Source organism: Collinsella ihumii (assembly GCF_900046475.1).
Lineage (GTDB): Bacteria > Actinomycetota > Coriobacteriia > Coriobacteriales > Coriobacteriaceae > Collinsella > Collinsella ihumii.
On sequence record NZ_FCOU01000001.1, the window covers coordinates 121,900 to 144,810 of the forward strand.

Here is a 22,911-nt window from a genome sequence, read left to right on the forward strand (position 1 = left end):
CCTCCGGACAGCCTGCGGCCCTAACTGAACGCCATTGTACCGTGCGCGCCATCCGCCTCGGCTCGCGCGCTCGCCAACGGTCGGATCCAACCGCAACCAAACGAAAGCGACGGGCGGGCAAAACCGGGCAAGCGCCGAGCGGGCGCGCTCGGCGTACAAATGCGCGTTGTAGGTCACGCATGCCCGCGGGAGTGGGAATAATCTGTCTGTTGAAAGACACGCGCGGCAGCACCGCGCGCAGGCAGAAAGGGCATCTCCATGGGTAGATCGGGTTCACCCGGCGGCGGGCGCTCGGGCGGAGGCTTCGGCTCCGGCGGCGGACGCCGCTCGGGCGGGTTTTCCGGAGGCCGCGGAGGATTCGGGAGAAGCGGCGGCAGAAGCGCCCGACGCCCCGGGTCGTTCGGCGGATTCGGCGGCGCGCCCATGGGAGGCATGGGGGGACCGCCCCCGCGCGCCTCGGGCGGGGGCTTTCTGGGCGGCTTTCTCATGGGGAGCCTCATGAACAGGCGCCCCACTGTCGTCGTCACGGACGGCGGGGGCAGGGGCCCGGTGCACGGAGGCGGAAGCGGAGGACGGGGCGGATGCGCGGACGCGATTGTCGCCCTCGTGGTACTCGCCCTGCTCGGCGCACTCGTCGCGGCCTTCATGCCCTCCTGCTCGTCCGACTACACCGAGCAAAACGCATCGACCGTCATCCGCGAGGAGCTGGCACCCGGCTCGATCACCGAGACCGCCTACTACACCGACCAGGACGGCAACTGGATCCACAATCCATCAGCCCTCGAGTCGGGCATGCACGCGTTTTACGAGAAGACCGGCGTGCAGCCCTACGTGTACATCCTGCCCAACGGGACCACCACGTCGATGTCGCAGCTCACCGATCTCGCCGAGGAGCTCTACGACCAGCTCTTCAGCGACGAGGGACACTTCCTGCTCGTCTTCTGCGACGACGGGAACGGCTCGTACACCTGCGGCTACGCGATCGGGTCTTTGGCCGCCGACGTGATGGACAGCGAGGCGTGCAGCATCCTCGCCACGCAGATCGAGCGCGCCTACAACGACTACTCGCTGTCCGAGGAGGAGATATTCTCCGAGGCGTTCGCGAACACCGCCGAGCTCATCATGGGGGCAGCTGAGCGCAAGCAGGCATCCGATACGATGGGCACCGTCGCCGTGGCGGTCGTCGGCATCGCCGTGGTCGGCGGCATCGCGGTCTTCATCGTCAAGAAGAAGAGGACGGCCGACCGCGAGCGTCGCGAGCAGGCGGAGAAGATCCTCAACACCCCGCTCGAGACGTTCGGCGACTCGGACATCGAGGACCTGGCGGATAAATACGAAGATGACGCCTCAAGCTGATCGGCGCGTCGATAGGCCGCCTTGCCCGCAAGGCGGCGACATGGAAGAAGAGGCACCTGCCTCCCTGCAGAAAGGAATGCCATGGGAATCTTAGAGCGCTTCACCACGATCGTGAAAGCCAACATCAACGAGCTGCTCGACCACGCCGAGGATCCGGCGAAGATGATCGACCAGTACCTCGTCGACCTCACCGAGTCGCTCGCCGAGGTCAAGCAGGAGACCGCCGGCGTCATCGCCGAGGAGAAGCGCTGCCGCCGCATGGTCAACGACAACGCCGCCGAGATCGCGCGCATGGAGGACCTCGCGAAGAAGGCCCTCGCTGCGGGCAACGAAGGCGACGCGCGCACGTTTTTGGGCAAAAAGCAGCAGCTCGCGACCGCTGGCGCCGAGCTGGAGAAGGCATACGACGCCGCGCACGCCAACGCCGACAAGATGCGCCAGATGCACGACAAGCTCGTGCGCGACATCGAGAACCTCAAGAGCCGCCGCGAGACCATCAAGGCCAAGGTCGCCGTCGCCAAGACGCAGGAGAAGGTCGCCGGCTTCATCTCCGGCTCCGACCGCGCCGAGAGCGCCATCGAGGCGTTCGACCGCATGGAGGCCAAGGCGGATCGCATGCTCGACACCGCCGACGCCATGGCCGAGCTGAACGAGGAGCCAAAAGACGCGGTCGCCGACCTCGAGAAGAAGTACGCCTCCGCCGTCAACGACGCCGCCGTCGACGACGACCTCGCGCGCCTCAAGGCGGAGATGGGCCTGTAGGCACCCGCCCCGGCTCCGTCCGGCAAGGGCAATCGGCCGTCGTTTCCCTATAATGAGGGCAGCGATTTCACGCGCCGCGAACAAGGAGGAACCATGATCAGCGCAACACCTTTTGGAACGACACCGGATGGCGCACAGGTCACCTGCTATGCCATCGACAACGGCAGCATCACCGTCCGTGTCATGGACTTCGGCGCCACCATCATCGGGATCGACGCCCCCGATGAGAACGGCGAGTGCGCCGACATCGTCTTGGGCTACGGATCGATCGACGGCTACACCGCGGCCAACCCCTCCTGCTACGGCGCGACCATCGCCCCTTCCGCCAACCGCATCGGCGGCGCCGAGCTCACCATCGACGGCGAGACGTGGCACCTCGTGAAGAACGAGGGGGAGAACAACCTCCACACCGACCTCGATCACGGCCTGCACAAGCGCGTGTGGAACGCCGAGGTCGATGATGCCGAGAACACCGTCCGCTTCACCACCGCCCTCGCCCACGGCGAGCTCGGCCTTCCCGGCGAGCGCGCGTTCACGGCGGAGTACACGCTCACGCCCGCCGGCGTCCTGCGCCTGCGCTACGCGGCGACCTCCGATCGCCGCACGTTCGTGAACATGACCAACCATTCCTACTTCAACCTGGCCGGCCATGATTCCGGAAGCATCTTGGGACAGGTCGTCTCCGTCAACGCGTCGCAGGTGCTCGTCGTCGACGAGCACTCGGTTCCCACCGGGGAGCTGCGCGACGTCGAGGGCACCGCGTTCGATTTCCGCTCACCCAAGCCGCTCGGCCGCGATATCGAGGCCGACGACGAGCAGCTCCGCATCGCCCACGGCTTCGACCACTGCTTCTGCGTCGACGGGTTCCGCGCGACCGGCACGCACCTGCGTCCCGCCCTCCACGCTGAAGACCCCGAGAGCGGCCGCGTGCTCGACATCTCCATCACGACCCCCGGCGCCCATCTGTACACGGGTAACTTCGTGGGCGACGAGCACGCCAAGGACGACGCGACCTACCGGGCCAACGACGGCTTTGCCTTTGAGCCCGAGTACTACCCGAATACGCCCAACATCCCGAGCTTCCCGCAGTGCTTCTGCGGACCCGAGCATCCGTACGAGAGCGTCATCGAGTACCGCTTCTCCACCATCTAAAACAGGCGGCCCCCTGCCAACGGGGACGGGCGCACATGAAAAAGACGGCCGGGGGCGACCCCGACCGTCTTTTTCATGTGCACATCCCCCGGCAGGGGGCCGAGCAGAAGCTTTACGCCTTATACACCGACGCGCCGCCCAGATAGGTCTCGACGAGCGTCATATCGGGCTCGAGCACCACGAAGTCGGCCGCGCGGCCGGGACGGATCGAGCCGCACACATCGTCGATCTCGTTGGCCTCGGCGGGCGCCTGGGTGGCCATGTAGACCGCCTGCTGCGGCGTGGCAATACCCCAGTCGACCACGTTCTTGACCGCCTGGTTCATGCGCAGGATGGAACCGGCGAGCGAGCCGCCGTCCTTCAGGCGCGCCGTGCCGTCCTTCACGATCACCGGCAGCTCGCCCAGGAAGTAATCGCCATCCGGCATGCCGCCCGCGCACATGCAGTCGGTGATGAGGCAGGTGTGCTCGCGGCCCTTGGCGTTCATGACGATGGCGGCCGCGAACGGATTCACATGATGGCCGTCGCAGATGAGCTCGGAGAACGACTTATCGCCCGAATACAGCGCAGCGCCGACCATGCCGGGCTCGCGATGATGCAGCGGGCTCATGCCGTTGTACGTGTGGACGAACACCGTCGCGCCGGCGTCCAGGCAGGCCAGGGCCTCCAGGATGCCCGCATCGGAGTGGCCGAGCGCCACGACGACGCCCATCTTTCGCGCCTCGCGAATGAAGTCCGGGCTCTCCGGGTACTCGGCGGCGATGGCGATCTTCTTCACGAGGCCGTGCGCGGCATCCTGCCACACGCGCAGCTTCTCGATCTGCGGGGCCGACAGGTAGGCCGGGTTCTGAGCGCCCTTGTGCTTCTCGGTGAAGAATGGGCCCTCCAGGAAGATGCCCTGGATGCGCGCCATGGGCTCCTCGCCCGGCTCCTCGTTCGCCTCGTACACGCTTGCGCAGGCGTCGGCGAGCTGCTCGGTGGTGGCGGTCAGCGTCGTCGGCATCCACGAGGTCACGCCGTTGCGCAGGATGCCGCGGGAGATGGTGCGCACGCTGTCGGCCTTGCAGTCCATGACGTCATGATCGTCGAACCCGTGGATGTGCGTGTCGACGAAGCCGGGGGCGATCTGCTTGCCCGTGTAGTCGAGAATCTCGCAGTCGGGCTTCTCGGTCGTATAGGCGCCGAACACGCCGTCCTCGACCATCAGGTAGCCGCCGTGCGCAACACGCGTCGGGAAGAAGAACGTATCGGCGGTAATCGCATAGGTGCTCATGCTGAGCTCTCCTTTCACATTCTGCTGGTGCTGCAGCTGAAGGGTACGCCCCCTCGTGTAGTAAAATGCCCGCCCCGCCGGACTCGACGAGGCGGGCTGGGCAAGCTGTCGCGTCGCGCTTACTTACGCGCCGTAGGGATGGATCGTGACGCCCTTCACCACGCGGTTGACGGTGCCGGTGGGACTCGGCGTGTCGGGCGTGTTGCCCACGCGCACGGAATTGAGCAGGCTCACGGTCTGGCCGACCATGATGAACGGCAGGGCCAGGTAGCCCTCGGGCAGCGCGTCGTAGCCCTTGAACGTGAAGGAGGTGTGCTCGAAGGCGGTCGCGCCCTCCTGCTGGATGGCGATCGTCTTCATGGCGATGCCGTCGCCATTGATCTCCTCGAGGATGTCGAGGTCGTACTGGCGGGTGTACTCGTCGTTGTTCACGAACACGAACACAAGCGTCTTGTCGTCGACGAAGGACTTGGGCCCGTGACGGTAGCCCATCGAGGTGTCCCACGAGGTGGCGACAAGACCGCGGGCGAGCTCGAGGATCTTGAGCTGAGCCTCCTGGGCGAGGCCGCCGAAGGAGCCGGAGCCCAGATAGGTCATGCGGTTGAAGTCGCAGTTCAGGAACTCGGCGATCTCGGCCTCGCGAGCAACGACCTCCTCGCCCATCTTGGCAGCGGTCTCGACCCATGCGGCCTTGGCGTCCTCGTCAGAGCAATCGAACAGCAGCATGGTGATGAGCGACATGCACGAATAGCTGCCCGTCATGGCGAAGCCCTGGTCGTTCGCGCGCGGGATCAGGATCGTGTAGGCGTTCGGGTCGTCGGCGGACTCGACGGCGAGCTTGCCCTCGGGGGCGCAGGTGATGTTCAGGAACTTGATGTTCTTCACGACCTTGCGGGCGACCTCGACAGCGGCAAGGCTCTCGGGGCTGTTGCCGGAGCGGGCAAAGGAGACGAGCACGGTCGGATCGTCCGGACGCAGGAAGTCGAGCGGCGCGGAGACGATATCGGTCGTTGCGACGGGCATGAAGTTGAAGGCGTCGGTGTCGCCGGCGTGACGCAGGTAGGGCGCCACCGTGTCGCCGACGTAATCGGACGTGCCGGCGCCTGCGAACACGACGCTCACGCGACCGAGCTTCTTGATATCGGCCAGGAACTCCTCGACACCCGCCTTGTTCTCCTTGTAGATGTTGTAGGCGTCGCGCCACAGATCAGGCTGCTGCTTGATCTCGGTCGTGGTGATGTGGGCGCCCATGGCCTTCAGCGCCTCGAGGTCCTTCTCGAACATTTCTACTCCTTTGCAAACAAGCTCGGCTTGGCGACGAAGCCGTCGACAAGCACTGCCATCACGTATCAGGGGACCGCGCATCTTCTGGCGGCCGCAAGGCCCTCCAGATGACAGGGCATCCCCCTACCCGTCTCGACAGGTCGAACGTAGCCGGTCTGTCGTGCACGAGTGCCCCTGCGAGGGCCGAGTGCGTGCTCGCTCAGCTCTCGCAGGTGCACTGAGGTGCTCGGATCATTCGTTCCGATAGTGGAAGATCTTGTATTTGAACTGGTCCGCACGGGCAACGGAGAGCGTGTACTCGATGATCTCGTTGCCCATGTTGTACGTGGTTCGCACCAGGTCGAGCACGGGCGCGCCCTCGCTGATATCGAGCAGATGCGCGTCGGCGGGGCGGGCGATGCTCGCGAAGAACTCCTCCTCCGCCACGCGGATCTTCTCGTGGAAGTACTGCTCGATAACGTGATAGAGCGACTCATGCTCGAGCATGGGGCGCTTGAGCGACATGAACTTGCGCACCGGCAGATAGGTCCGCTCGACCATCATCGGAACGCCGTCGGCGCTGCGCAGGCGCTTGATCTTGAAGAGCTTGTCGCCGATGCGCACGCCCAGGCTGCTGGCAAGGTTCTTGTCCGACTCGATCTCGGAGAACTCGAGGATGGTCGTCGCGGGCTTACGGCCCAACTCGCGCATCTGCTCGGTGAAGCTGTAGGTCTGGGAGAGGTTTGTGGTCTGCACGGAACGGTCGGCCACAAAGGTCCCGCGCCCGTGCTGGCGCACGACGAGACCCAAACGCTCGAGCTCCTGCAGCGCCAGGCGCACCGTCGTGCGCGACAGGCCGTAGTACTTGGAGAGCTCGCGCTCGGAGGGCAGCATGTCGCCAGGGCGGTACTCGTGCTCGATCTTCTCGGTCAGAATATCCACCAGCTGGTCATACAGCGGCTGTTTGCGAGCTGCGATCGCCATGCGCGTCACCCTCCTTACCGGTTATGCGAAAAGACGACCCGGACAGATCTCCTCGAATTCCGAGGGGAACTGTCCCAGCGGTCTCGCCGCATGCGAAAATAACAATACGGCCGCGTCCCTCAACGCGTGCGGGTCGCGGCCGTTCACATCGATCTCAATGTGAGCAGGGATGCGCACGTAGGCGCGCGCATCCCTGCTAAACCGTCCTTAACCCCAGAGGTTGATGAAGGGGAGGGCGCCGACGATGCCGATGATGAGCAGCAGAACGATGCCCTTGATCGGCGTGAAGTTCTTCTTGGCGAACAGGAAGTACAGCAGAAGAACGAGCGCGAGCGGGACGAGCTTGGGCAGCACGGAGTCGAGCGTGGAGGCCACGGAGTAGGAAACCGGAGTCTCGGTAACCTCGCCGTAGGTGACCTGGCTCATGCCGTTGCCCAGGTCGACGATGCCGGTCTCGACGGCGTTGCCGTCGGCGTCGGCAGCGGTCAGGGCGTTGCCGTCCATATCGGCGATGGCGAGCGTACCGGCCTCGGCGGTGTCGGTGTCGACAGCCAGGTCAGCGAAGTTCTCGGCATCCTCGTTGGAGACGACGATGGTGTGGGCAACAAGACCACGGGTGGTGCCGTTGGGGATCGTGAGGTTGATCTGGGTGGCACCCATGGTGACGGTCAGGCAGCCGACGACGAAGACGCCGAGGATGGAGGCTGCACGGGTGAACGCCTGCATGTTGGCGGTCAGCGCATCGATGGCGCCGGTGCCCACACGATAGGACCAGTTCATCAGGCCGAAGCGGCAAGCGAACTGAGCGATGTTGAAGATCACCAGGAAGATGATCGGAGCGGCGATGTTGCCGGCGATGGCCATGTTCGAGGTGATGCCGGCCGTGATGGGCACGAGCGTCAGCCAGAACAGAGCGTCGCCGATGCCGCCCAGAGGCGAGGCCGCGGAAATGCGGACGGCGCGGATGGTCTGGGTATCAACCTTGTTCTGCTCGAGGGACAGAACGATACCCATAACGAAGGTCACCAGGAAGGGGTGCGTGTTGATGAAGTCCAGGTTGTGGTACATCGACGCCGCGAGGTCCTTCTTGTTGGTGTGGACCTTCTCCAGACCGGGGATCATGGCGAACAGCCAGCCACCGGACTGCATGGTCTCGTAGTTGAACGAAGACTGAAGCCAGCAAGAGCGCAGGGCCATACGGTTCAGAGTCTTCTGGTCGACCTGCGGAGCAGGGGTCAGATCCTCATAGCGCTCGGGGACGACGAACTCATTAGATGCCATCAGAGAAGTCACCTCCGTCAAATGCGCCCTTCAGCTCGGTCTGCTGCTGGAAGTCCCAGAAGGCGATGCCGAAGCCGATGAGGGTAAGGATGAGCAGAGCGGGGCCGGCGATGGCCTCGATGTTGCTCGCGATCAGGGCAAGGCCGAAGCCCATGAAGAAGAAGCCCCACATATCGCGATTCATCATGATCTTGAGCAGGATGGCGAAGCCGACGAACTTCATCATGTTGCCCGCCTGGGACAGACCGGTGTTGAGCCATGCGGGGATGGCGTCGACGATCTGCTGGCCGACGGCGAGGCCGCCGATGAAGAACAGGGTCACGATGACAGCGAAGATCAGGCCGAGGATGATCTCGGAGATGATCGTCCACTTGGTGATCGCCTTGGTGTCGGCCTTCTCGGCAGCGCTGCGGAAGAACTCAAGCAGCGGAGCGCGCAGCGTGAAGAACAGGGTCACGCCGTACTGGCCGAGGAGCGCGAACGGAATCGCGGTGGCAACGGCCATATCCGGATCCATGTCGAGCGTGCAGGCAAAGATAGCAGCCATGATGCCGCCGATGACCGCGTTGGGCGGCTGGGCACCTCCGATCGGCATGTTACCGATGGTCATGAGCTGATACGTACCACCGACGATCAGGCCGGTGTTCACATCGCCAAGGATGGCACCGATGATAGCGCCGGTGACGATGGGCTGGTACAGCGACTCCAGGAAGTCGAACTGGTCGATAGCCGCGACGAAGGTGACCAAGAAGACCAAAATGATCTGAACAGCATTAACGTCCATCTATGCTCCTCCTTTCGAATGTGTTCAATGCGAACTGTTACGACTGTTTGCGCCGGGCACATGCCAACCGACGCGCTTGAGAGACGACGACTCTTAGCTGAAGAGCTTGCTGACGTCCTCAACCGGCGTGCTCGGAACACGCCTGATCTCCAGTTCCACCCCCAAATCCTGAAGCTCCTTGAAAGCGGCGACGTCGGCGTCGTCAACGGCGACCGTCGTTGCAACCTGCCGCTTTCCCTCCGACATGTGCATGTTGCCGATGTTGACCTTCTTTATAGGCACCCCGCCCTTGACGAGCTTCAGCACGTCCTGCGGAGTCTCGGCCACGATGAAGATCTTCTGCTTGGGCGACGCCTTCGCGATGATGTCGATGGTGTGCTGCAGCGAGAAGAAACGGGTGGCGACGCCGGCCGGGGCCGCCATCTTCATGAGGTTCTGACGCATGGTGTTGTTGGAGACCTCGTCGTTGGCAACGAGGATAAGGTTGGCGCCCAGGGTGGAGTTCCACTGGGTGGCGACCTGACCATGGATCAGACGATTATCGATGCGGGTAAGAAGAATGTTGGGCTCTGCCATGTTGATACGCATCCTTTCGAATCTGCTCTGGAGTCCTGTACGTACGATGCTGTTTGTTCAGGGAGCCAACGCGTAGAAGGTCCCGAAAAACCGAATCCCTGGAGGTTAGCGCTGGATTTCCTGGATGGCGTAGCGGGAAACATCCATCACGGCGCCGGAACGAACCTTAACCTCGACCTTGTCGCCGTTGATGCTCTTGATGGTTCCGTAGATACCGCCGGCGAACATGATCTCCTGGCCTGGGGCGAGCTCGTTGTGAAGCTCCTTGAAGTAGTTGCGCTTCTTCCTGACGCCCACCTGAGACCAGATCAGGTAGACGACCCCCATGATGGCGAAAAGTATCAGCAGCGCCACCGAGGAGGACAGAACGCTTCCCCAGAAGTCCTCCATTAAATACCGTCCTCGCCGTCAAACTCGTCGCCCTCGGGAACGGAGGCCTCGAGCTTCTTGTGGACGATACCCATCTTGCCGATCTCGACCGCCTGGTCGGCGAGCTCGTCGAGCGTCGAGCCTGCGCCGCGGGTGAGCAGAAGCTCGATCAGCATGGGCAGGTTGGCACCGGTGACCACCTCGACATCGGCGATGTCCTGGGAGATCATCATGGCCTGGTTGAACGGCGTGCCGCCCAGCAGGTCCACGAACACGAGGACGCCGTCGGTCTCGGCGCGCATGGCGCTGATGGCGGCGCGGAGGTCCTCGCCGTAGCTGGCGGCCTTGGACCCGTCAAACGGAACGATCTGGAACGCGGGCTGGTCGCCGGCGACCATGTCGATAGCGCTCGCAAGACCGTTGGAGAACTGAGCGTGCCCCGTAAGGATGAAACCGATCATGAAACCCACCTTTCCGCGGGATGCTTTTTCTCGCAGCCGCCTGCTTCTCTTCACGAAAACTGGTAGTAACCACGTGACGTGTGACTCCATTCTAGCAGGCGCACGATTGTTTGTTATGTGTTTTCCTGCAAGCGGTCCCAATCCGCCACTCACAGACGTTTTTCTACCGCCCACCCTACTTTTTGTGTAATTACCAGCACATTTTTTCTTCCGAATTCCCCTTGAGCGGATGGTCTTTCACCTGCTGGAACAGGCTATTTTATTTCGTAAAAGTAAAATTGCGTACTCCACACTTCCTTCATATATGTGATGAACAACGAACTGGTATGAACTGGTTCGCTTTGTCAGCTTACACGTTTAACCATCCCCACTGGTCCACACCTCTTGCAAATCGGGGACGTACCTTTTTCTTGCACGCGCACGAGGGGAATACCGAGGGACCGTGCGCCCTTCCCTACTCGCTCATGAGCCTTTGCGCGGACCTCGAGATGCATCTCAAGGCCTTTATAACCCCTGCTAGGCTCCATGCGGCCTTGATTCGCGGGCTTTAATGCGCCGGACACGAGCCCGAAAACGAATAGTAGCGAGTGCAAACCGGGGACGTACCTTCCGCGTGCATTAATGCACGCGGAAGGTACGTCCCCGGTTTGCACTCCCCCCGATGGCGCGGCATGAAAAAGGGTCCCTGTGGGGACCCTTTTTGCAATCAATGGAGCCAACGAGCGGATTCGAACCGCTGACCCACGCATTACGAGTGCGTTGCTCTACCAGCTGAGCCACGTTGGCTTGTATTGGCCGGATTTCTGCATCCGACGATTGCTTATAGTACGGCCTGTCGGGCAATAGCGCAAGGGGTCAGTTTCGCCTCCACAAAACTACGCATCCCAGAAATCGTCGGCAAGCACCTTGAAGCAGATCTTCTTGACGGGCTGCGCGCCGTCGTCGCCGTATTGGAGCGTGGGCATGTGCGGCTCCCCGACGACGAACACCGCGAACTTCCCATCCGCCAGATCGCCCTCGATGAAGGCGTCAGCGTCCACGAGCTCGAAGTCGTCCGCCTCGTTGAACGGCTCCACCTGCACGGTATCACCCAGCGCGACGCGATACGCCTCGCGCCCCGAAAGGTCGATCTGCACATCGTGGTAGCGACGATGCGTCTCGTAGTGCGCCTCGGAAGCGCACCGGGTGGTGGCCTCCATCACGTTGGCGTACACCTTGTCGCCCAGGATCTCATGGCTTCCGCACGCAAGCTGCGCCGGATCGTTTTCCTCAAGCCAGTCGATCAGCACATCGAGTCCGCGCATCATCCCCCGGTACCGGGGCAGATCGGTCAGTGCACCGCAAATCATTCGTGCCATCCTCTCATGGTTACGACCGCGCTGCTCCCGTGCAGCGCGGCACATGCCTCGTACACCATACCAGCCCGCAGCGCCCGCAGCACCCGCACCCGTAAACGGCATCGGCCCGAAGTGGCGCATCGCGCCCGGCGCCCCGCCGCGCGAAAAGGCGGCGGGCTGCATCCGCCTACGCGTGCGAGCCTCCCAGATAGCGCAGGACGCCCAGGATGATCTTTTGGCAGACCTCGCCCCCGCGCTCGGCCTCCTCCAGCACCTCCGCATGCGTGTTGGACGCCAGCCCGGCCTTGTTGGTCACGAGCGTGAGCCCCAGCACCTGCATGCCCAGCGCATGCGCCATGATCGCCTCGCACACCGTGGACATGCCCACGTAGTCGGCTCCGAGCACGCCCAGCGCGCGCACCTCGGCCGCCGTCTCGTAGGTCGGGCCCAGAAGCCCGGCGTACACGCCCTCGGCAAGCGGCGCGCCGGCATCCTGCGCGGCGGCGCGGGCGAACTCCGCCAGATAGCTCGAGTACCCGCCCGCCATGGAGATGAACGGCACCTCGATCTCGGCTTCCGCCACGCACGCGGCGCTCGCCAGCGGATTCACGCCGGTCAGGTTCATCTGGTCGCGGATGATGCCCGTCGTGCCCGGCTCGATATCGCCCACCGCGCCCGAGGCGCAGGTGAGGATGATGTCCCGGCAACCCAGGCGATAGGCATGGCGGATGAGGGAGGTCACCTCGAGGGCGGAGTACCCCTGATACAGATGCACGCGGCCTGGATAGACCACCACCGGCACGCCGTCGATCGTCCCCACGAGCACCTCGAAGCGATGTCCCTCGACCGGAATCGCCTCGGCCGGGAACCCCTCGATGTCCTCATAGGGAATACGGCGCACCGCGCGCACGCGATCGGCCAGAGCGCCCAGGCCGCTTCCCAGCACGATGGCCACCGGATGCTCAAAACTCGGCTCGCAGTACTTGACCAGCTCTTCATCGACCACGGTGAATCCCTCCCGTTTCAGCATCTGCGCCGCCACGCCGTCGCCCGGCACCACCCGTCCGGAAAACGTCCCGTCGTAGATGGCGCCCGACCCGCATGACGGACTCCGTGCCTTCAGGATAGCAAGCCGTGCGCCCGAGGCCTTCGCGATATCGACCGAACGGGCCGCACCGTCCGTGTACGCGCGCGTCACGTCGACGCCGTCGGAGCGCACGACGCGGTCCCCTCGCACCTCGGCGGGCGTGCGCGGGCACGGCAGGCCGCCGAGCATCTCGGGGCAGATGGACGCCACCGCGCGCTCGCCGCCTTGAGCGCGCAGCCGCCGGGCCAGGCGCAGGCACCCCAAATGAGGCTTGGAGCCCCCATCGTAGCGACAGGCGGCTCCAAGCAGGCAATCACTTATGACGATGCGCAGCGGCATGCGCGCATCCTTACTGATACAGACCGTACAGGTCGATGTCGGCGTTCGCGAACAGGCCGTTGCGGAACTCCGACCACGTCGTGGTGGCCTCGGAGCTCGACTGCGCGTACAGCTGGTAGGCGGTGTAGTAGGCGGTCAGCGCCTGCTCGTAGCTCGCGGAGTCGGCCGTGAAATCGGTGCCCGACAGCGCGCTGTAGTAGGGGCCGTCCTGCGAGGCCCAGGTGCCGGCCGCGCTGTCCCACTCGTCGCCAGCAAGCCCGATGATGTAGTCGGCGTACTCCTTGGAGCGCGTCGAGGTGTCGCCGTTCTCGGGCTCCGTGGGCGCCGTGGGCACCGTCGAGGTGCTCTCGGGGACGATCTGGTCGTACAGCTTCTGCAGGGTCGCCTGCTGACGCACGATCTCTTTGGCCTGGTCCTCGCTCACCTGGTACTGCTCGGCCATGGTAGCGAAGTCGGACATGCCGATGGTGTCCTGGGCGAACTGGATCATCTCGTCCTCGGAGACCGTGATGCCGCGCGCGTCGGCCTCGCCCAGAAGGATCTGGTTGCGCACGTAGGCGATCGCGGTGTCGGCGGTGGGCGTCGGGTAGGTGCCGTCGTCCTGCTTCACCGCATCCAGGCTGTACTGCGACTCGATGAGCTCGCGCGCCGTCACGTCGTGGTCCTCGCCGTTGTACGAATACCGGGCGACCGTGGTGTCGAGCTGGTCGTCGGTGAGCGTCGCCGTGTCGATGCCCTCGGCACCCGAGGCGAAATCGCCCGAACCGATGAAGTAGCCGACCACCGCGGCGACGATCACGCAGATGACGGCGATGGCCGCGAACAGCGGCATCTTGCTCTTGCCGCCGCCCGTGCCGCCCGCGCCGGTGCCGCCCTTCGTGTCGGAAGGCCCGCGCGGGACATCGGACGATACCGCAGGCTCGGCATCCTTCGCGTCATCGGCGTCCTTCTTGGCATGGCGGCCGAAATGGCTGCCAGCGCCCGCGGCGCCCACGGCGCTCTGCTCCTGGGCGTCATCGGCCTCGCCTTCGCCGTCGGTCTCGGCGGCGATGTCCTCGGCGCTTTTGCCGGCGACCAGATCGTACTCGGGCGTCGGCAGGTCATCGGGCGTATCGGAGCGCTCGATGATCTCGATGCCGTCGATGACGTCGTGCTCTTCCTTCTTCTGAACCAGACCCATGGGTAGGTACTCCTTCACTCAGGCGCGAGCCCGCATGCGCGAGCGCGCGCGTCGGCAGCCGCAGGTCCTTTGCGGCTACTCCTCGTCGTCGTCCATGTCGCTGTCCTTGGAGACAGCACGGGCGCGCTTCTGCGGATGGTCGAGCTTGAAGCGCTTGACCAGCGCGTTGTAGATCTCCCCGGAACGGGCCTTGAGGTAGGAGCCCTTCCCGTTCTCGGCATCGAACTGCAGGCGGCCGGCCAGCTCGCTCGCCACGCCGCCCTCGATCTTGCCCGACGCGAACGTGTGCAGGCAGCCGAGCATATCGCGATACTCGAGATCGCCGTGATAGCACTGGATCGCCTCGTCGAGGATCGGCCACACCTTCTTGGAGCGGCCGCGCTCCGTAGCGCCCCACGTGCACAGCATGCGGAACGCCGACAGGCGAAGCGTCGACGACAGGTCGTCGAACAGGGCGGCCTCGGCCCCGTCGTAGGCGGCGCCGATCTCCTTGGCGTGATCGGGCACGAGGATCGTCAGCGCGTCAAGGATCTCCCAGCGCGTCTGCGCCTCGGGACGATACAGCGCGTCGATGAGGTCGGAGATGTAGGGTACGAGCAGGTCGGGTTCGCGTTCGGCGAGCAGATGAACCACGCGCGCGGCAAGCTGGCGCTTCAAGCGGCTGCGGCCGGAAAGGTCGTCGATCAGGGCCGCCAGCGCATCGCGGTTGTGCTCGACGCCGGCCAGACGCTGGGCCTCCTCGGCGGTCAACTCCTGGTTTAGCTCTTCTGCCATAAACTATTACCTCGCATCCTTTGCGTTCTTCCGTGTCTTGGACCGCTTGTCCTCGGTAACCGAGATCAGATCCGGAGCCGGCGCGCCTTCCTTCCGGCGGCGACGGCGCTCCTCGCCGCCTCCCCGCTCGGCGGTCTCACGGTGCGAGCGGTTGACGTTGAACATCTTATCAAGCGCGCGCCACGGACCCGTCGACTCCCCGAAGGCCATCTTGAGCCCCGCGATGCAGCCGGCAAGCAGGCCGATGATCGCGCCGTAGAGCAGCGGCAGCCCCGCGAAGATGAACGCGAGCAGCACGGTGACGATGATCGCCGCGGCGTTCATCTTCCAGTAGTCCGCCTTGGTGACCGCGCGCTCGCCCACATTGCTGCCGATCAGAAACCCGATGTAGACGCCGAACAGCAACAGCAGCAGCGAGCAGATAAGAAATGCTATCTCCATGCGCTACTCCGCGTGGTCCTCATCGTGGTGGTGCCCGCAGGTGCACTCGTGGCCATCGTCGTGATGGTGGCCGCCGCAGCACTCGTGGTCGTCGCCGTGGTGGTGATCATGGCCGCAGGTGCACTCGTGGTCGCCATGGCCGTGGTCGTGACCGCAGCCGCACTCGTCGCCCTCTTCGTGGGCGGCGGTATACTTGGACCAGTCGAGACCGGCGGCGACCGCCTCGGCCTCCTCCTGGTACAGCAGCGTGACGGCCTGCGTGCCCAGTTCGCCGCCGCCGATGGCCTCGAGCATGTCGTAGAGCGTGAAGGCGGTGTCGGCGCCGGGCAGCGCGATCTCCTTCTCCTCGGCGACCTGCAGCGCCAGGCCGATATCCTTGAGGAAGTGCTTGACCATGAAGCCGGGCTTCCAGTCGCCCACGAGCGACTTAGGCGCGAGCTGCTCCATGGCGCCGGACTTGCCCGTGCCGCCGAGAATCATCTCGCGCGTGAGGTCCAGATCGAGATCGGACTGCTGGGCGAACGACAGGGCGTCGGCCATGCCCACCATGGACGCGGCGAGCGACACCTGGTTGGCGAGCTTGGCCGCCTGGCCCTTGCCCGCGCCGCCGAAGCAGAAGATCTTGGCGGAGAAGGTCTCGAGCACCTCGCGAACCGGGGCGACGTCGGCCTCGGTGGCACCGATGATCAGCGTGAGCGTGCCGGCGATCGCACCCGCCTCGCCGCCGGTCACCGGGCAGTCAAAGGCGTGCTTGCCCATGGTCTCGGCGGCCTCGGAGATGTCGCGGGCGAGCTCGGGCGAGCTCGTGGTCAGGTCGATGAGGTAGGCGCCGGGCTTCGCGGACTGCAGCAGACCGTCGCCCGCCAGGTAGATCTCCTCGACGTCGGTGGGGAAGCCGACCATGGTGAACACGACATCGGCGTCCTTCGCCGCCTCGGCGGGGCTTTCCGCCCAGTGCGCGCCGCGCGCGACGAGATCGTCGGTCTTGGACTTCGTGCGGTTGTAGACCGTGACGTCGTACCCGGCGTCCAGGATGTGACCGGCGATGGGGGCGCCCATGATGCCGGTGCCGATAAACGCGATGCTGGGCTTCTTGTCTGCCATGTAACGAACTCCTATCTCAGGTGTGTATAGCCAAATCAAAACACGTATCTACCCACAACCCGCCCCCTCGCGCACGTCTCACGCGAGAAACACGGGCCTCGGTGGCATGCCGGCCAGGCCATCCCGCATCCGGCACGAGGTCGCAGCCGAGATGCGCTATGCGTCCGCGCCGCGCACCTTCTTGGCGATACGGTCGGTGAGCGAGATCTTCTCGGCGCGGTCGCGCCCCCAGAAAATCAAGGCGACCATGCCCGGGCCCACATGCGCGCCGATGGTGGGGCCGACCGCTCCGCGGATGATCGTGATGTCGGAGCAGCCCTCCTCCTTGCGCACCGCGGCCTCGACCCAGTCGGCGTCCTTTTCCGCATCGGCCGACACGATCGTGATGGGCAGCGAGGGGTCGAGCACGTAGTTTTCCTTGAACGACTTGATGAGCGACTTGAGCGCCTTCTTGCGGCCGCGGTTGACGCCGATCAGCGACAGCGAGCCGGACAGGTCGAAGGAAAGCTCGGGCTTGATGTCGAGCTTGGAGGACAGCTGGGCAGCCGCCGGCGGGATGCGGCCTCCCGCAGCCAGCGAATCCAGGCTGTCGAGCGTGAAGTAGCCGTGCACGTAGGTCTTGGCCTCGTCCGCCCACGAAGCGATCTGCTTGGCGGAAAGGCCGGCGGCGCGCTGGCGCACCGCCTCGAGCGCCAACAGCTCGCCGCATGCGCAGGGCAGCGCGTTGTCCACCACGTAGAGCTCGAAGTCGGGGTACTGCTCGCGCACCTGATCGGCCGCGGACAGCGCCGAGTTGTAGCTGCTCGAGAGCGCCGAGGTGAAGCACAGGTAGACCGTCGGCGTGCCCTCTTTGGCGCACTCGGTGAAAAACTCGAGGTAGCGGCCGAGCGACACCGCCGACGTGGACGCCTTCACGCCCGAGCGCAGCTTGTCGTAGAACTCCTTGGGCGTGATCGAGGTCCAGATGTCGTCGGTGTACTCCTCCCCGTCCAGGATATAGGGGAAGCCCAGGATGTCGACATCGAGCGACGCCGCGATCTGCGGCGTCAGGTCGGCGCAGGTGTCGACGACGATCCGCGCGCGCTGCGCGTGACCGGAACCCGCTGAGGTGCTGTTCATAGAAACCCTTTCGCGTATCAAAAAAAGCGGCCACCCCGCATGGGATGGCCGCCATCCGAAAACGTCATGCTTGAGAGCATTCTACTCGTCGGGGTCCTCGATCTTGGGCTTGATGATGCCGTATCCACCATTCTTACGGTGATAGACCACATTGATCAGACCCGTGGTGGCGTTTTCGAACACATAGAAGTCATGTCCGAGCAGATCGGTCTGGACGAACGCCTGCTCCTCGGTCATCGGCGTGATGTCGATGATCTTCTCGCGGACGAGCTGGTCGTCCTCCTCCTCGGGAATCAGCAGGTCCGCCAGATCCTCGACGGGCTTGACGGGCGCGACGTCCGCCGCCGACGGGCCCTGCTGACGGTTGTCCACGACCTTGGTCTTGAACTTGCGCAGCTGACGGGTGACCTTGTCGGACGCGATGTCGATGGCCGAGTACATATCGGTACCGTGCTCGGCGACGCGGATGACCGAGCCGCGGGCGCGAACCGTTACCTCGACGATGGCAGGGGTGGGATTGGAGGGGTTCTTCTCATAACGCAGGACAACGTCGACGGTCATAGGTTCTATGTCGAACACCTTGCACGCCTCGCCGACCTTCTCTTCTACGCGCGCACGCAGAGCATCGGTAACTGTGGTCTTCCGCCCAGAAACCTTGATATCCATACGTGGCTCCTTTTCTATCCGGGAATAGGACGTATCTGTGTTGTACCCACAAAATTTGGTAGAAAAACGGCAAATGAAACTCGCCCGTTGGCGAATTTGACGCCGCCGGACACCGATACGAGCGTCTCGCGGGACCGATATTAGGTTATGCGAAGCCGTCTGACCCCGATGCGCCGCCTTATGCGCCGAGCTCGTTGATGTCGACGCCGTCGAGCAGCATGATGCCAGTGTCCCCGCCGTCGCCGGTCGCATCGTCGGGACCGGCGGACTCGACCGTGATGCCCGTGAGCATGTGGTCGGAAAGCGACACAGGCAGCGTCCCGAACCAGGTGGCGTGGATGGCGTCGAGCGTGCCGTCGTCCGCCATGTCCTCAAGCGCGCCGCTCACCTCGTCGATCAGGGTGGAGCTGCCCTCGCTTGCCGCGATGCCCAGCACGTTCACCGCATCGAGCGTGCCCGCGAACGAGACGCCCTCGTAGGCGCGCGCAAGGTAGCCGCCGCTCGTCGCGTCGCACGCCACGCAGTCGATCTCGCCGGAGCTCAACGCCTCGAAGCACTCGTTCACGTTCATATAGGTGCTCTGCTGGCCGACGACTCCCGCCTTGTTCAGGGAATCCTGGGCGGCGGAGGAGCCCTGCACGCCGACGGTCATGGACGCCAGGTCGTCGACGCTCAGCGTCTGGCCCTCATCGGTTTTGGCGAACAGCGCCGAGGAGTCTTCCAAGCAGTCGCCGAACACGGCGATCGATTCGTCCTCGTCGGATGTCGAGGCGCCGAGATAGATGTCCGCTTGGCCCGATTCGAGTACCTGAGACGAGCTGGTGGCGTCCACAAAGGAGACCTTGAGGCCCAGGCGCTGCGCAAGTGCGGCGGCCACGTCGGCATAGTAGCCGGTCACGGTGCCGTCGGCATCGGTGATTCCCTCGGGGGCGCTCGCCGTGTCGAACGCGACGGTCAGCACGCCCTCCTGCACCAGGTCGCTCGACCCGAGCGCGGGTGCGACCTCCTCGCGCACCACGTCCGCGCGCGAGGGGATAAGAAACGAGCATCCGCACGAACCTATGGCGGCGGCCAACGCAAGCGCCGTCGCAACAGCTCGACCCGTTCGCCCCATCCCAGCGCAACCCATCTCGACCGTCACCATCCATCCGTATGAGCAGCGCGGGAGCCGAACACGCCTCCCGCGCGCTTGCTGCAGTTTGTTCCCCCAGCTGACCTGGTCTTTGACCCCACACCTGCGCACCGGGGCGTTTGCTCAGTCCGCCGCAGCGGACATCACGACTAGCCCGCTCGCCCGCGGGGCGCGTTTCGCCCCTGGCATGTAGAACGGACGGTGCGGCTTACCTCTAGGACGCGCCATGATCGCGCCGCGCGCACGCGGTCGCTTACGTGGATCCCTTTGGCCGCGTCTGCCTTGGACTAGGAAGAGCGTTTCGGCAGGTCGCCGCGCTCATCCGCAACCACAGCCTGGTGGGAACGATGCGCAGTATACCAGCTTGCGACCGCTTCAACGCAAAATTGACGCACTGTTCATCATGGGAAACGCCGATGTTTGATTTGCAGGTTGAGCGAGACGCCTCCAGGACTCAGCGAAACATGTTTCGCTGAGTCCTGGAGGCGTCTCGCGCCCTACCCTCTCTGTCGCGGGCCGGAATCGGCCGGCCCGCGACAGAGAGGAGGCCATGATGGCCAAGAAGCGCAAGGCGCCGGCGGAGAGGTCGTACGCGAGGCTCACGAGGCATGAGAGGAGCTCGATCGAGAGGATGCTCGACCGCGGGAAGGGGGCGCGCGAGATCGCCCGGGAGCTCGGCAGGTCGCCCTCGACGGTCGCCAACGAGGTGGCGAGGCACCGGTTCGTCACCGCGCCGAGGTCGATGTACGGGGAGCCGGCGCCCGCGGACCTGTCCGGCGCGTGCGGGCGGCTGCAGTCGTGGCCCAGGTGCTGCAACGGGTGCAAGCACAGGCGCGGGTACGGCTGCGGCAGGAGGCCGCGCGTCTTCTACAGCGCCAGGATGGCGCAGGCGGCGGCCGACGCGGAGCTCAGGGAGAGCAGGCGCGGCATCGACGAGACCGAGGCGTCCGTCGCCGCCAAGCTCTCGACGATCAGGTCGTGCCTCGCGCGGGGCCTCTCGCCGCAGCAGGTCGCCGCGCTGCACCCCGAGCTCGGGCTGTCCGCGTCGACGGTCTACCGATGGGTGGACGCCGGCTACGCCGAGATGACCAACCTCGACCTCAGGCGCAAGGTCGGCTACAAGAAGCGCTCCAGGAGCGCGCCCAGGCGCCGGACGGCCCATTCCGCCCGCAGGTCGCACGGGGAGTTCGGGCGCCTGCCGGAGGACGTCCGCGCCTCGGCGTGGGAGATGGACACCGTGGAGGGCCGCCAGGGCGACTCCGCCCGGCTGCTGACGCTCTACCACAGGCCCACGAGCTTCCAGCTGGCGATCCCGGTGGCGGACGGCACGTGCGCCTCGGCCCTCGCCGGGCTCGGCCTGGTGCGCGACGCGCTGGGCGAGGACGGCGTGCGCCGCGTGTTCCGGCTCGTGGCCACCGACAACGGCTCGGAGTTCTCCGACGAGGCGGCCATCGCCGCGCTGCTCGGCGAGCGGGAGGGCGAGACGCGCCTGTACTACTGCGACCCGATGAGGCCGGACCAGAAGGGCGGCTGCGAGAAGAACCACGAGGAGCTGCGCAAGCTGCTCCCCAAGGGCCGCGGCATCAGCTTCGACCGGCTCGCGCGGGCCGACGCCGCGCTCGTCATGTCCCAGGTGAACTCCGAGCCGCGCGGCAAGCTCGGGTTCCAGACGCCCTCGGCGATGCTGCTCGCCGTGTTCGGCGGGGACGCCCGCGCGCTCATGGACGCGTTCGGCGTCCAGGAGCTCGGGCGCGACGAGCTCGACCTGACGCCGGGCTGCGTCGAGAGGGCGCGGACGGAGAGGGGCGAGGCGCCGCTGGCCGGCTAGCCCGCGGGGACAACCGGATAGGCATGCGCGGGACCCGTCGCGATGAGTCTGGAATCGGTGCGCGGCGGGCCGGCGGAGCATGCGCTCAAAAGCCAGCGCGACGCCTCGACACGAATCCTACACCTGCGGGAACGCCGCCGGAAGGGCGATTCCCGGCCGGTTCGGGTGTATCGATAGCTGCGGGAACCCGTCCAGACGGCCGGGTGTTTCGCTGAGGTTGAAAATCAACCGGGAAACGCCGATCGGTGCTCCCCCAGGAGGGAGACGGAAAGGCCGATGACACAGAGCGGAGTGCAAATCGGGGGACGTACCTTCCGCGTGCACTAGTGCACGCGGAAGGTACGTCCCCCGATTTGCACTCGGTGTCCCCTACGAACCGCCCACGACACGCGCGAGGGAGAGTGCATCGACATGACGCGCACCGGCGCCGATGAGGGCATCGGCTGCCGCGGTGACGGTGGCGCCCGTGGTGACGACGTCGTCGATCAGCAGCACGCGCATGCCCGCGACGTCGGCCACGACCTCGTAGGCGCCGAGCGCCTCCCGGCGCCGGCCCTCGCGCCCCAGCGCGCGCTGGTCGGAAGCGCCGTGCTTTGCCAGCGCGTCGAGCAGCGGTTTGCCCGCAAGCTCGCACAGATGGTGCGCGGGCAGCTCCATGTGGTCGAAGCCGCGCCGCCGAAAGGCTGAGGCCGTCGCGGGCACGAACGAGACGGCGTCGGCATCCGAGAGGATGCCCCCGTAGCGTTCGGGCGCCACCGCCTCGGCGTGCTCGGCGGTATCCAGCAGCATCTCGGCAAACAGCGGGGCCAGGCGCCGCTCCCCCGCATCCTTGTAGGCGCGGATCATCCGGGCAAGCGGTTCGGCGAACTCCGCCATGGCGAGCACGCGCTCGGGAGCCCGCGCGATCGGTGGGGCCGCCCCCTCTTGCAGTGGGGTGCATTCGGTGCATACCAGGCTGCCGAAGGGAGCCCCGCAGCGGGTGCAGCTGAGCGATGGGTCGATAAGCCTCAGCTCGTGCAGGCACCGCTCGCAGACGAGCGCGCCCGGCCGCTCGCACCCCGCGCACCGCGTGGGAGAGAGGATCTCGAGCGCGGCATCGCACGCCTGGTCGAGCAGCGTCGCGAGAACCTGCCTGGACATGGGCCACCCCCTTACCGCCCTCGCCTGAAATGCTCAAGACTATACCCCGCGCCGCGCCCCCGCATGCGCGAGCGCGGCGCATTCTTTGCGCAGGATGTGCCGGATGCACGCGACATCGGCGCCGCCCAAATGAAAAAACGGCGCCCCGTCTGCTGGGGCGCCGTCATCTTATCGGGTTACTGCTGCGGGGAATCTCCCTCGCCGCCTGAACGCGGCTTGCGCGAACGCCTCCTGCGGCGGCGCTTCTGCGTTGCCGCCGCGTCTCCGGTCTCCGCCTGATCGCGACGCGCGGCGTCGGGGGCCTGCGCGCTTTTCGCCGCGGCTCCCCCGCCGTCTCCGGGACGACGGCGCGAGACCTTCACCTCGCCGGAGGCCACCTGCTCCGCCACCGAGGGCACGTCGGGCTTCGACTGCTGCTGGCGAGGGGCACGGGGCCGTGCGCCCTCGGCCGCGGTCTTATGCCGGCGGCGGCGCGAGCGACCGGGCGCCGCCTGACCTCACGG

The 22,911-nt window shown here is 65.3% G+C and carries 23 protein-coding genes and 1 tRNA gene; 4 read left to right on the top strand and 20 right to left on the bottom strand.

The window, feature by feature from the left end; genetic code table 11:
- Window positions 1-258 precede the first annotated feature (258 nt).
- From BN3789_RS13320 to BN3789_RS00495, 3 genes are all read left to right on the top strand, one after another.
- Window positions 259-1,356: a hypothetical protein gene (locus tag BN3789_RS13320; RefSeq protein ID WP_147569459.1), complete on the top strand. Its 1,098-nt coding sequence runs from the start codon at window positions 259-261 to the stop codon at window positions 1,354-1,356.
- A gap of 81 nt (window positions 1,357-1,437) precedes the next feature.
- The gene (locus BN3789_RS00490; protein ID WP_066828644.1) at window positions 1,438-2,118 is read left to right on the top strand and encodes a PspA/IM30 family protein; all 681 of its coding nucleotides are present in this window, start codon (window positions 1,438-1,440) and stop codon (window positions 2,116-2,118) included.
- A gap of 93 nt (window positions 2,119-2,211) precedes the next feature.
- Window positions 2,212-3,270 carry an aldose epimerase family protein gene (locus BN3789_RS00495; protein WP_066828645.1) on the top strand — a complete coding sequence of 353 codons (1,059 nt, stop codon included), beginning with the start codon at window positions 2,212-2,214 and terminating at the stop codon, window positions 3,268-3,270.
- 112 nt (window positions 3,271-3,382) lie between these two features.
- Here BN3789_RS00495 and nagA read toward each other — a convergent pair whose 3' ends face one another.
- From nagA to BN3789_RS00590, 18 genes are all read right to left on the bottom strand, one after another.
- Window positions 3,383-4,543, bottom strand: coding sequence for an N-acetylglucosamine-6-phosphate deacetylase (gene nagA, locus BN3789_RS00500; RefSeq protein ID WP_066828646.1), 1,161 nt, complete (start codon window positions 4,541-4,543; stop codon window positions 3,383-3,385).
- A 123-nt stretch (window positions 4,544-4,666) separates the two neighbouring features.
- On the bottom strand, window positions 4,667-5,827 hold the full coding sequence (locus BN3789_RS00505; RefSeq protein WP_066828647.1) for an SIS domain-containing protein: 1,161 nt from the start codon (window positions 5,825-5,827) through the stop codon (window positions 4,667-4,669).
- 231 nt (window positions 5,828-6,058) lie between these two features.
- The gene (locus BN3789_RS00510; RefSeq protein WP_066828649.1) at window positions 6,059-6,790 is read right to left on the bottom strand and encodes a GntR family transcriptional regulator; all 732 of its coding nucleotides are present in this window, start codon (window positions 6,788-6,790) and stop codon (window positions 6,059-6,061) included.
- A gap of 207 nt (window positions 6,791-6,997) precedes the next feature.
- On the bottom strand, window positions 6,998-8,071 hold the full coding sequence (locus BN3789_RS00515) for a PTS system mannose/fructose/sorbose family transporter subunit IID (RefSeq protein WP_066828651.1): 1,074 nt from the start codon (window positions 8,069-8,071) through the stop codon (window positions 6,998-7,000).
- Window positions 8,061-8,855 (bottom strand): PTS mannose/fructose/sorbose/N-acetylgalactosamine transporter subunit IIC, encoded by a 795-nt coding sequence (locus BN3789_RS00520; RefSeq protein WP_066828653.1) that lies wholly within the window; start codon window positions 8,853-8,855, stop codon window positions 8,061-8,063. Before BN3789_RS00520 ends, BN3789_RS00515 begins: the two co-directional genes overlap by 11 nt.
- A gap of 93 nt (window positions 8,856-8,948) precedes the next feature.
- Window positions 8,949-9,431 (bottom strand): PTS N-acetylgalactosamine transporter subunit IIB, encoded by a 483-nt coding sequence (gene agaV / locus BN3789_RS00525; RefSeq protein WP_066828655.1) that lies wholly within the window; start codon window positions 9,429-9,431, stop codon window positions 8,949-8,951.
- Window positions 9,432-9,536: 105 nt separating this feature from the next.
- Window positions 9,537-9,821, bottom strand: a complete 285-nt coding sequence (gene yajC / locus BN3789_RS00530) for a preprotein translocase subunit YajC (RefSeq protein ID WP_066828657.1) — start codon at window positions 9,819-9,821, stop codon at window positions 9,537-9,539.
- The gene (locus BN3789_RS00535) at window positions 9,821-10,261 is read right to left on the bottom strand and encodes a PTS sugar transporter subunit IIA domain-containing protein (protein ID WP_066828659.1); all 441 of its coding nucleotides are present in this window, start codon (window positions 10,259-10,261) and stop codon (window positions 9,821-9,823) included. The genes yajC and BN3789_RS00535 overlap by 1 nt, the downstream gene beginning before the upstream one ends.
- A gap of 710 nt (window positions 10,262-10,971) precedes the next feature.
- Window positions 10,972-11,047: transfer RNA gene (locus BN3789_RS00545), tRNA-Thr, on the bottom strand.
- Window positions 11,048-11,136: 89 nt separating this feature from the next.
- Window positions 11,137-11,610 carry a NanQ anomerase/TabA/YiaL family protein gene (locus tag BN3789_RS00550; RefSeq protein ID WP_066828663.1) on the bottom strand — a complete coding sequence of 158 codons (474 nt, stop codon included), beginning with the start codon at window positions 11,608-11,610 and terminating at the stop codon, window positions 11,137-11,139.
- A gap of 175 nt (window positions 11,611-11,785) precedes the next feature.
- Complete coding sequence (locus tag BN3789_RS00555) at window positions 11,786-13,024, bottom strand: purine-nucleoside phosphorylase (RefSeq protein WP_079988984.1); 1,239 nt, start codon at window positions 13,022-13,024, stop codon at window positions 11,786-11,788.
- A 10-nt stretch (window positions 13,025-13,034) separates the two neighbouring features.
- Entirely contained in the window at window positions 13,035-14,204 is a 1,170-nt protein-coding gene (locus tag BN3789_RS00560; RefSeq protein ID WP_066828665.1) for a hypothetical protein, read from the bottom strand.
- Window positions 14,205-14,279: 75 nt separating this feature from the next.
- Window positions 14,280-14,978, bottom strand: coding sequence for a hypothetical protein (locus BN3789_RS00565; protein ID WP_066828667.1), 699 nt, complete (start codon window positions 14,976-14,978; stop codon window positions 14,280-14,282).
- Window positions 14,979-14,984: 6 nt separating this feature from the next.
- The gene (locus tag BN3789_RS00570) at window positions 14,985-15,419 is read right to left on the bottom strand and encodes a hypothetical protein (RefSeq protein WP_066828669.1); all 435 of its coding nucleotides are present in this window, start codon (window positions 15,417-15,419) and stop codon (window positions 14,985-14,987) included.
- A 3-nt stretch (window positions 15,420-15,422) separates the two neighbouring features.
- Window positions 15,423-16,523, bottom strand: a complete 1,101-nt coding sequence (locus tag BN3789_RS00575) for an NAD(P)-dependent oxidoreductase (RefSeq protein ID WP_066828671.1) — start codon at window positions 16,521-16,523, stop codon at window positions 15,423-15,425.
- Between the two features lie 156 nt (window positions 16,524-16,679).
- Window positions 16,680-17,642 carry a DegV family protein gene (locus BN3789_RS00580; protein WP_066828673.1) on the bottom strand — a complete coding sequence of 321 codons (963 nt, stop codon included), beginning with the start codon at window positions 17,640-17,642 and terminating at the stop codon, window positions 16,680-16,682.
- Between the two features lie 81 nt (window positions 17,643-17,723).
- The gene (gene hpf / locus BN3789_RS00585) at window positions 17,724-18,308 is read right to left on the bottom strand and encodes a ribosome hibernation-promoting factor, HPF/YfiA family (RefSeq protein ID WP_066828676.1); all 585 of its coding nucleotides are present in this window, start codon (window positions 18,306-18,308) and stop codon (window positions 17,724-17,726) included.
- Between the two features lie 178 nt (window positions 18,309-18,486).
- A complete protein-coding gene (locus tag BN3789_RS00590; protein WP_066828678.1) occupies window positions 18,487-19,383 on the bottom strand; it encodes a substrate-binding periplasmic protein in 897 nt (298 codons plus the stop codon).
- Window positions 19,384-19,990: 607 nt separating this feature from the next.
- On the opposite strand from BN3789_RS00590, the gene BN3789_RS00595 reads away from it, so the two are divergent.
- Window positions 19,991-21,268, top strand: a complete 1,278-nt coding sequence (locus tag BN3789_RS00595; RefSeq protein WP_066828680.1) for an IS30 family transposase — start codon at window positions 19,991-19,993, stop codon at window positions 21,266-21,268.
- 369 nt (window positions 21,269-21,637) lie between these two features.
- On the opposite strand, the gene BN3789_RS00600 is transcribed toward BN3789_RS00595, so the two are convergent.
- Entirely contained in the window at window positions 21,638-22,408 is a 771-nt protein-coding gene (locus tag BN3789_RS00600; protein WP_066828682.1) for a ComF family protein, read from the bottom strand.
- 176 nt (window positions 22,409-22,584) lie between these two features.
- Window positions 22,585-22,797: a hypothetical protein gene (locus tag BN3789_RS00605; RefSeq protein ID WP_066828684.1), complete on the bottom strand. Its 213-nt coding sequence runs from the start codon at window positions 22,795-22,797 to the stop codon at window positions 22,585-22,587.
- Window positions 22,798-22,911 lie beyond the last annotated feature (114 nt).

What these genes read in the sequence shown, in the direction of transcription:
- BN3789_RS13320 (WP_147569459.1), top strand. Translation starts at nt 259, where the DNA reads ATGGGTAGATCGGGTTCACCCGGCGGCGGGCGCTCGGGCGGAGGCTTC.
- BN3789_RS00490 (WP_066828644.1), top strand. Translation starts at nt 1,438, where the DNA reads ATGGGAATCTTAGAGCGCTTCACCACGATCGTGAAAGCCAACATCAAC.
- BN3789_RS00495 (WP_066828645.1), top strand. Translation starts at nt 2,212, where the DNA reads ATGATCAGCGCAACACCTTTTGGAACGACACCGGATGGCGCACAGGTC.
- nagA (WP_066828646.1), bottom strand. Translation starts at nt 4,543, where the DNA reads ATGAGCACCTATGCGATTACCGCCGATACGTTCTTCTTCCCGACGCGT.
- BN3789_RS00505 (WP_066828647.1), bottom strand. Translation starts at nt 5,827, where the DNA reads ATGTTCGAGAAGGACCTCGAGGCGCTGAAGGCCATGGGCGCCCACATC.
- BN3789_RS00510 (WP_066828649.1), bottom strand. Translation starts at nt 6,790, where the DNA reads ATGGCGATCGCAGCTCGCAAACAGCCGCTGTATGACCAGCTGGTGGAT.
- BN3789_RS00515 (WP_066828651.1), bottom strand. Translation starts at nt 8,071, where the DNA reads ATGGCATCTAATGAGTTCGTCGTCCCCGAGCGCTATGAGGATCTGACC.
- BN3789_RS00520 (WP_066828653.1), bottom strand. Translation starts at nt 8,855, where the DNA reads ATGGACGTTAATGCTGTTCAGATCATTTTGGTCTTCTTGGTCACCTTC.
- agaV (WP_066828655.1), bottom strand. Translation starts at nt 9,431, where the DNA reads ATGGCAGAGCCCAACATTCTTCTTACCCGCATCGATAATCGTCTGATC.
- yajC (WP_066828657.1), bottom strand. Translation starts at nt 9,821, where the DNA reads ATGGAGGACTTCTGGGGAAGCGTTCTGTCCTCCTCGGTGGCGCTGCTG.
- BN3789_RS00535 (WP_066828659.1), bottom strand. Translation starts at nt 10,261, where the DNA reads ATGATCGGTTTCATCCTTACGGGGCACGCTCAGTTCTCCAACGGTCTT.
- BN3789_RS00550 (WP_066828663.1), bottom strand. Translation starts at nt 11,610, where the DNA reads ATGATTTGCGGTGCACTGACCGATCTGCCCCGGTACCGGGGGATGATG.
- BN3789_RS00555 (WP_079988984.1), bottom strand. Translation starts at nt 13,024, where the DNA reads ATGCCGCTGCGCATCGTCATAAGTGATTGCCTGCTTGGAGCCGCCTGT.
- BN3789_RS00560 (WP_066828665.1), bottom strand. Translation starts at nt 14,204, where the DNA reads ATGGGTCTGGTTCAGAAGAAGGAAGAGCACGACGTCATCGACGGCATC.
- BN3789_RS00565 (WP_066828667.1), bottom strand. Translation starts at nt 14,978, where the DNA reads ATGGCAGAAGAGCTAAACCAGGAGTTGACCGCCGAGGAGGCCCAGCGT.
- BN3789_RS00570 (WP_066828669.1), bottom strand. Translation starts at nt 15,419, where the DNA reads ATGGAGATAGCATTTCTTATCTGCTCGCTGCTGCTGTTGCTGTTCGGC.
- BN3789_RS00575 (WP_066828671.1), bottom strand. Translation starts at nt 16,523, where the DNA reads ATGGCAGACAAGAAGCCCAGCATCGCGTTTATCGGCACCGGCATCATG.
- BN3789_RS00580 (WP_066828673.1), bottom strand. Translation starts at nt 17,642, where the DNA reads ATGAACAGCACCTCAGCGGGTTCCGGTCACGCGCAGCGCGCGCGGATC.
- hpf (WP_066828676.1), bottom strand. Translation starts at nt 18,308, where the DNA reads ATGGATATCAAGGTTTCTGGGCGGAAGACCACAGTTACCGATGCTCTG.
- BN3789_RS00595 (WP_066828680.1), top strand. Translation starts at nt 19,991, where the DNA reads ATGATGGCCAAGAAGCGCAAGGCGCCGGCGGAGAGGTCGTACGCGAGG.
- BN3789_RS00600 (WP_066828682.1), bottom strand. Translation starts at nt 22,408, where the DNA reads ATGTCCAGGCAGGTTCTCGCGACGCTGCTCGACCAGGCGTGCGATGCC.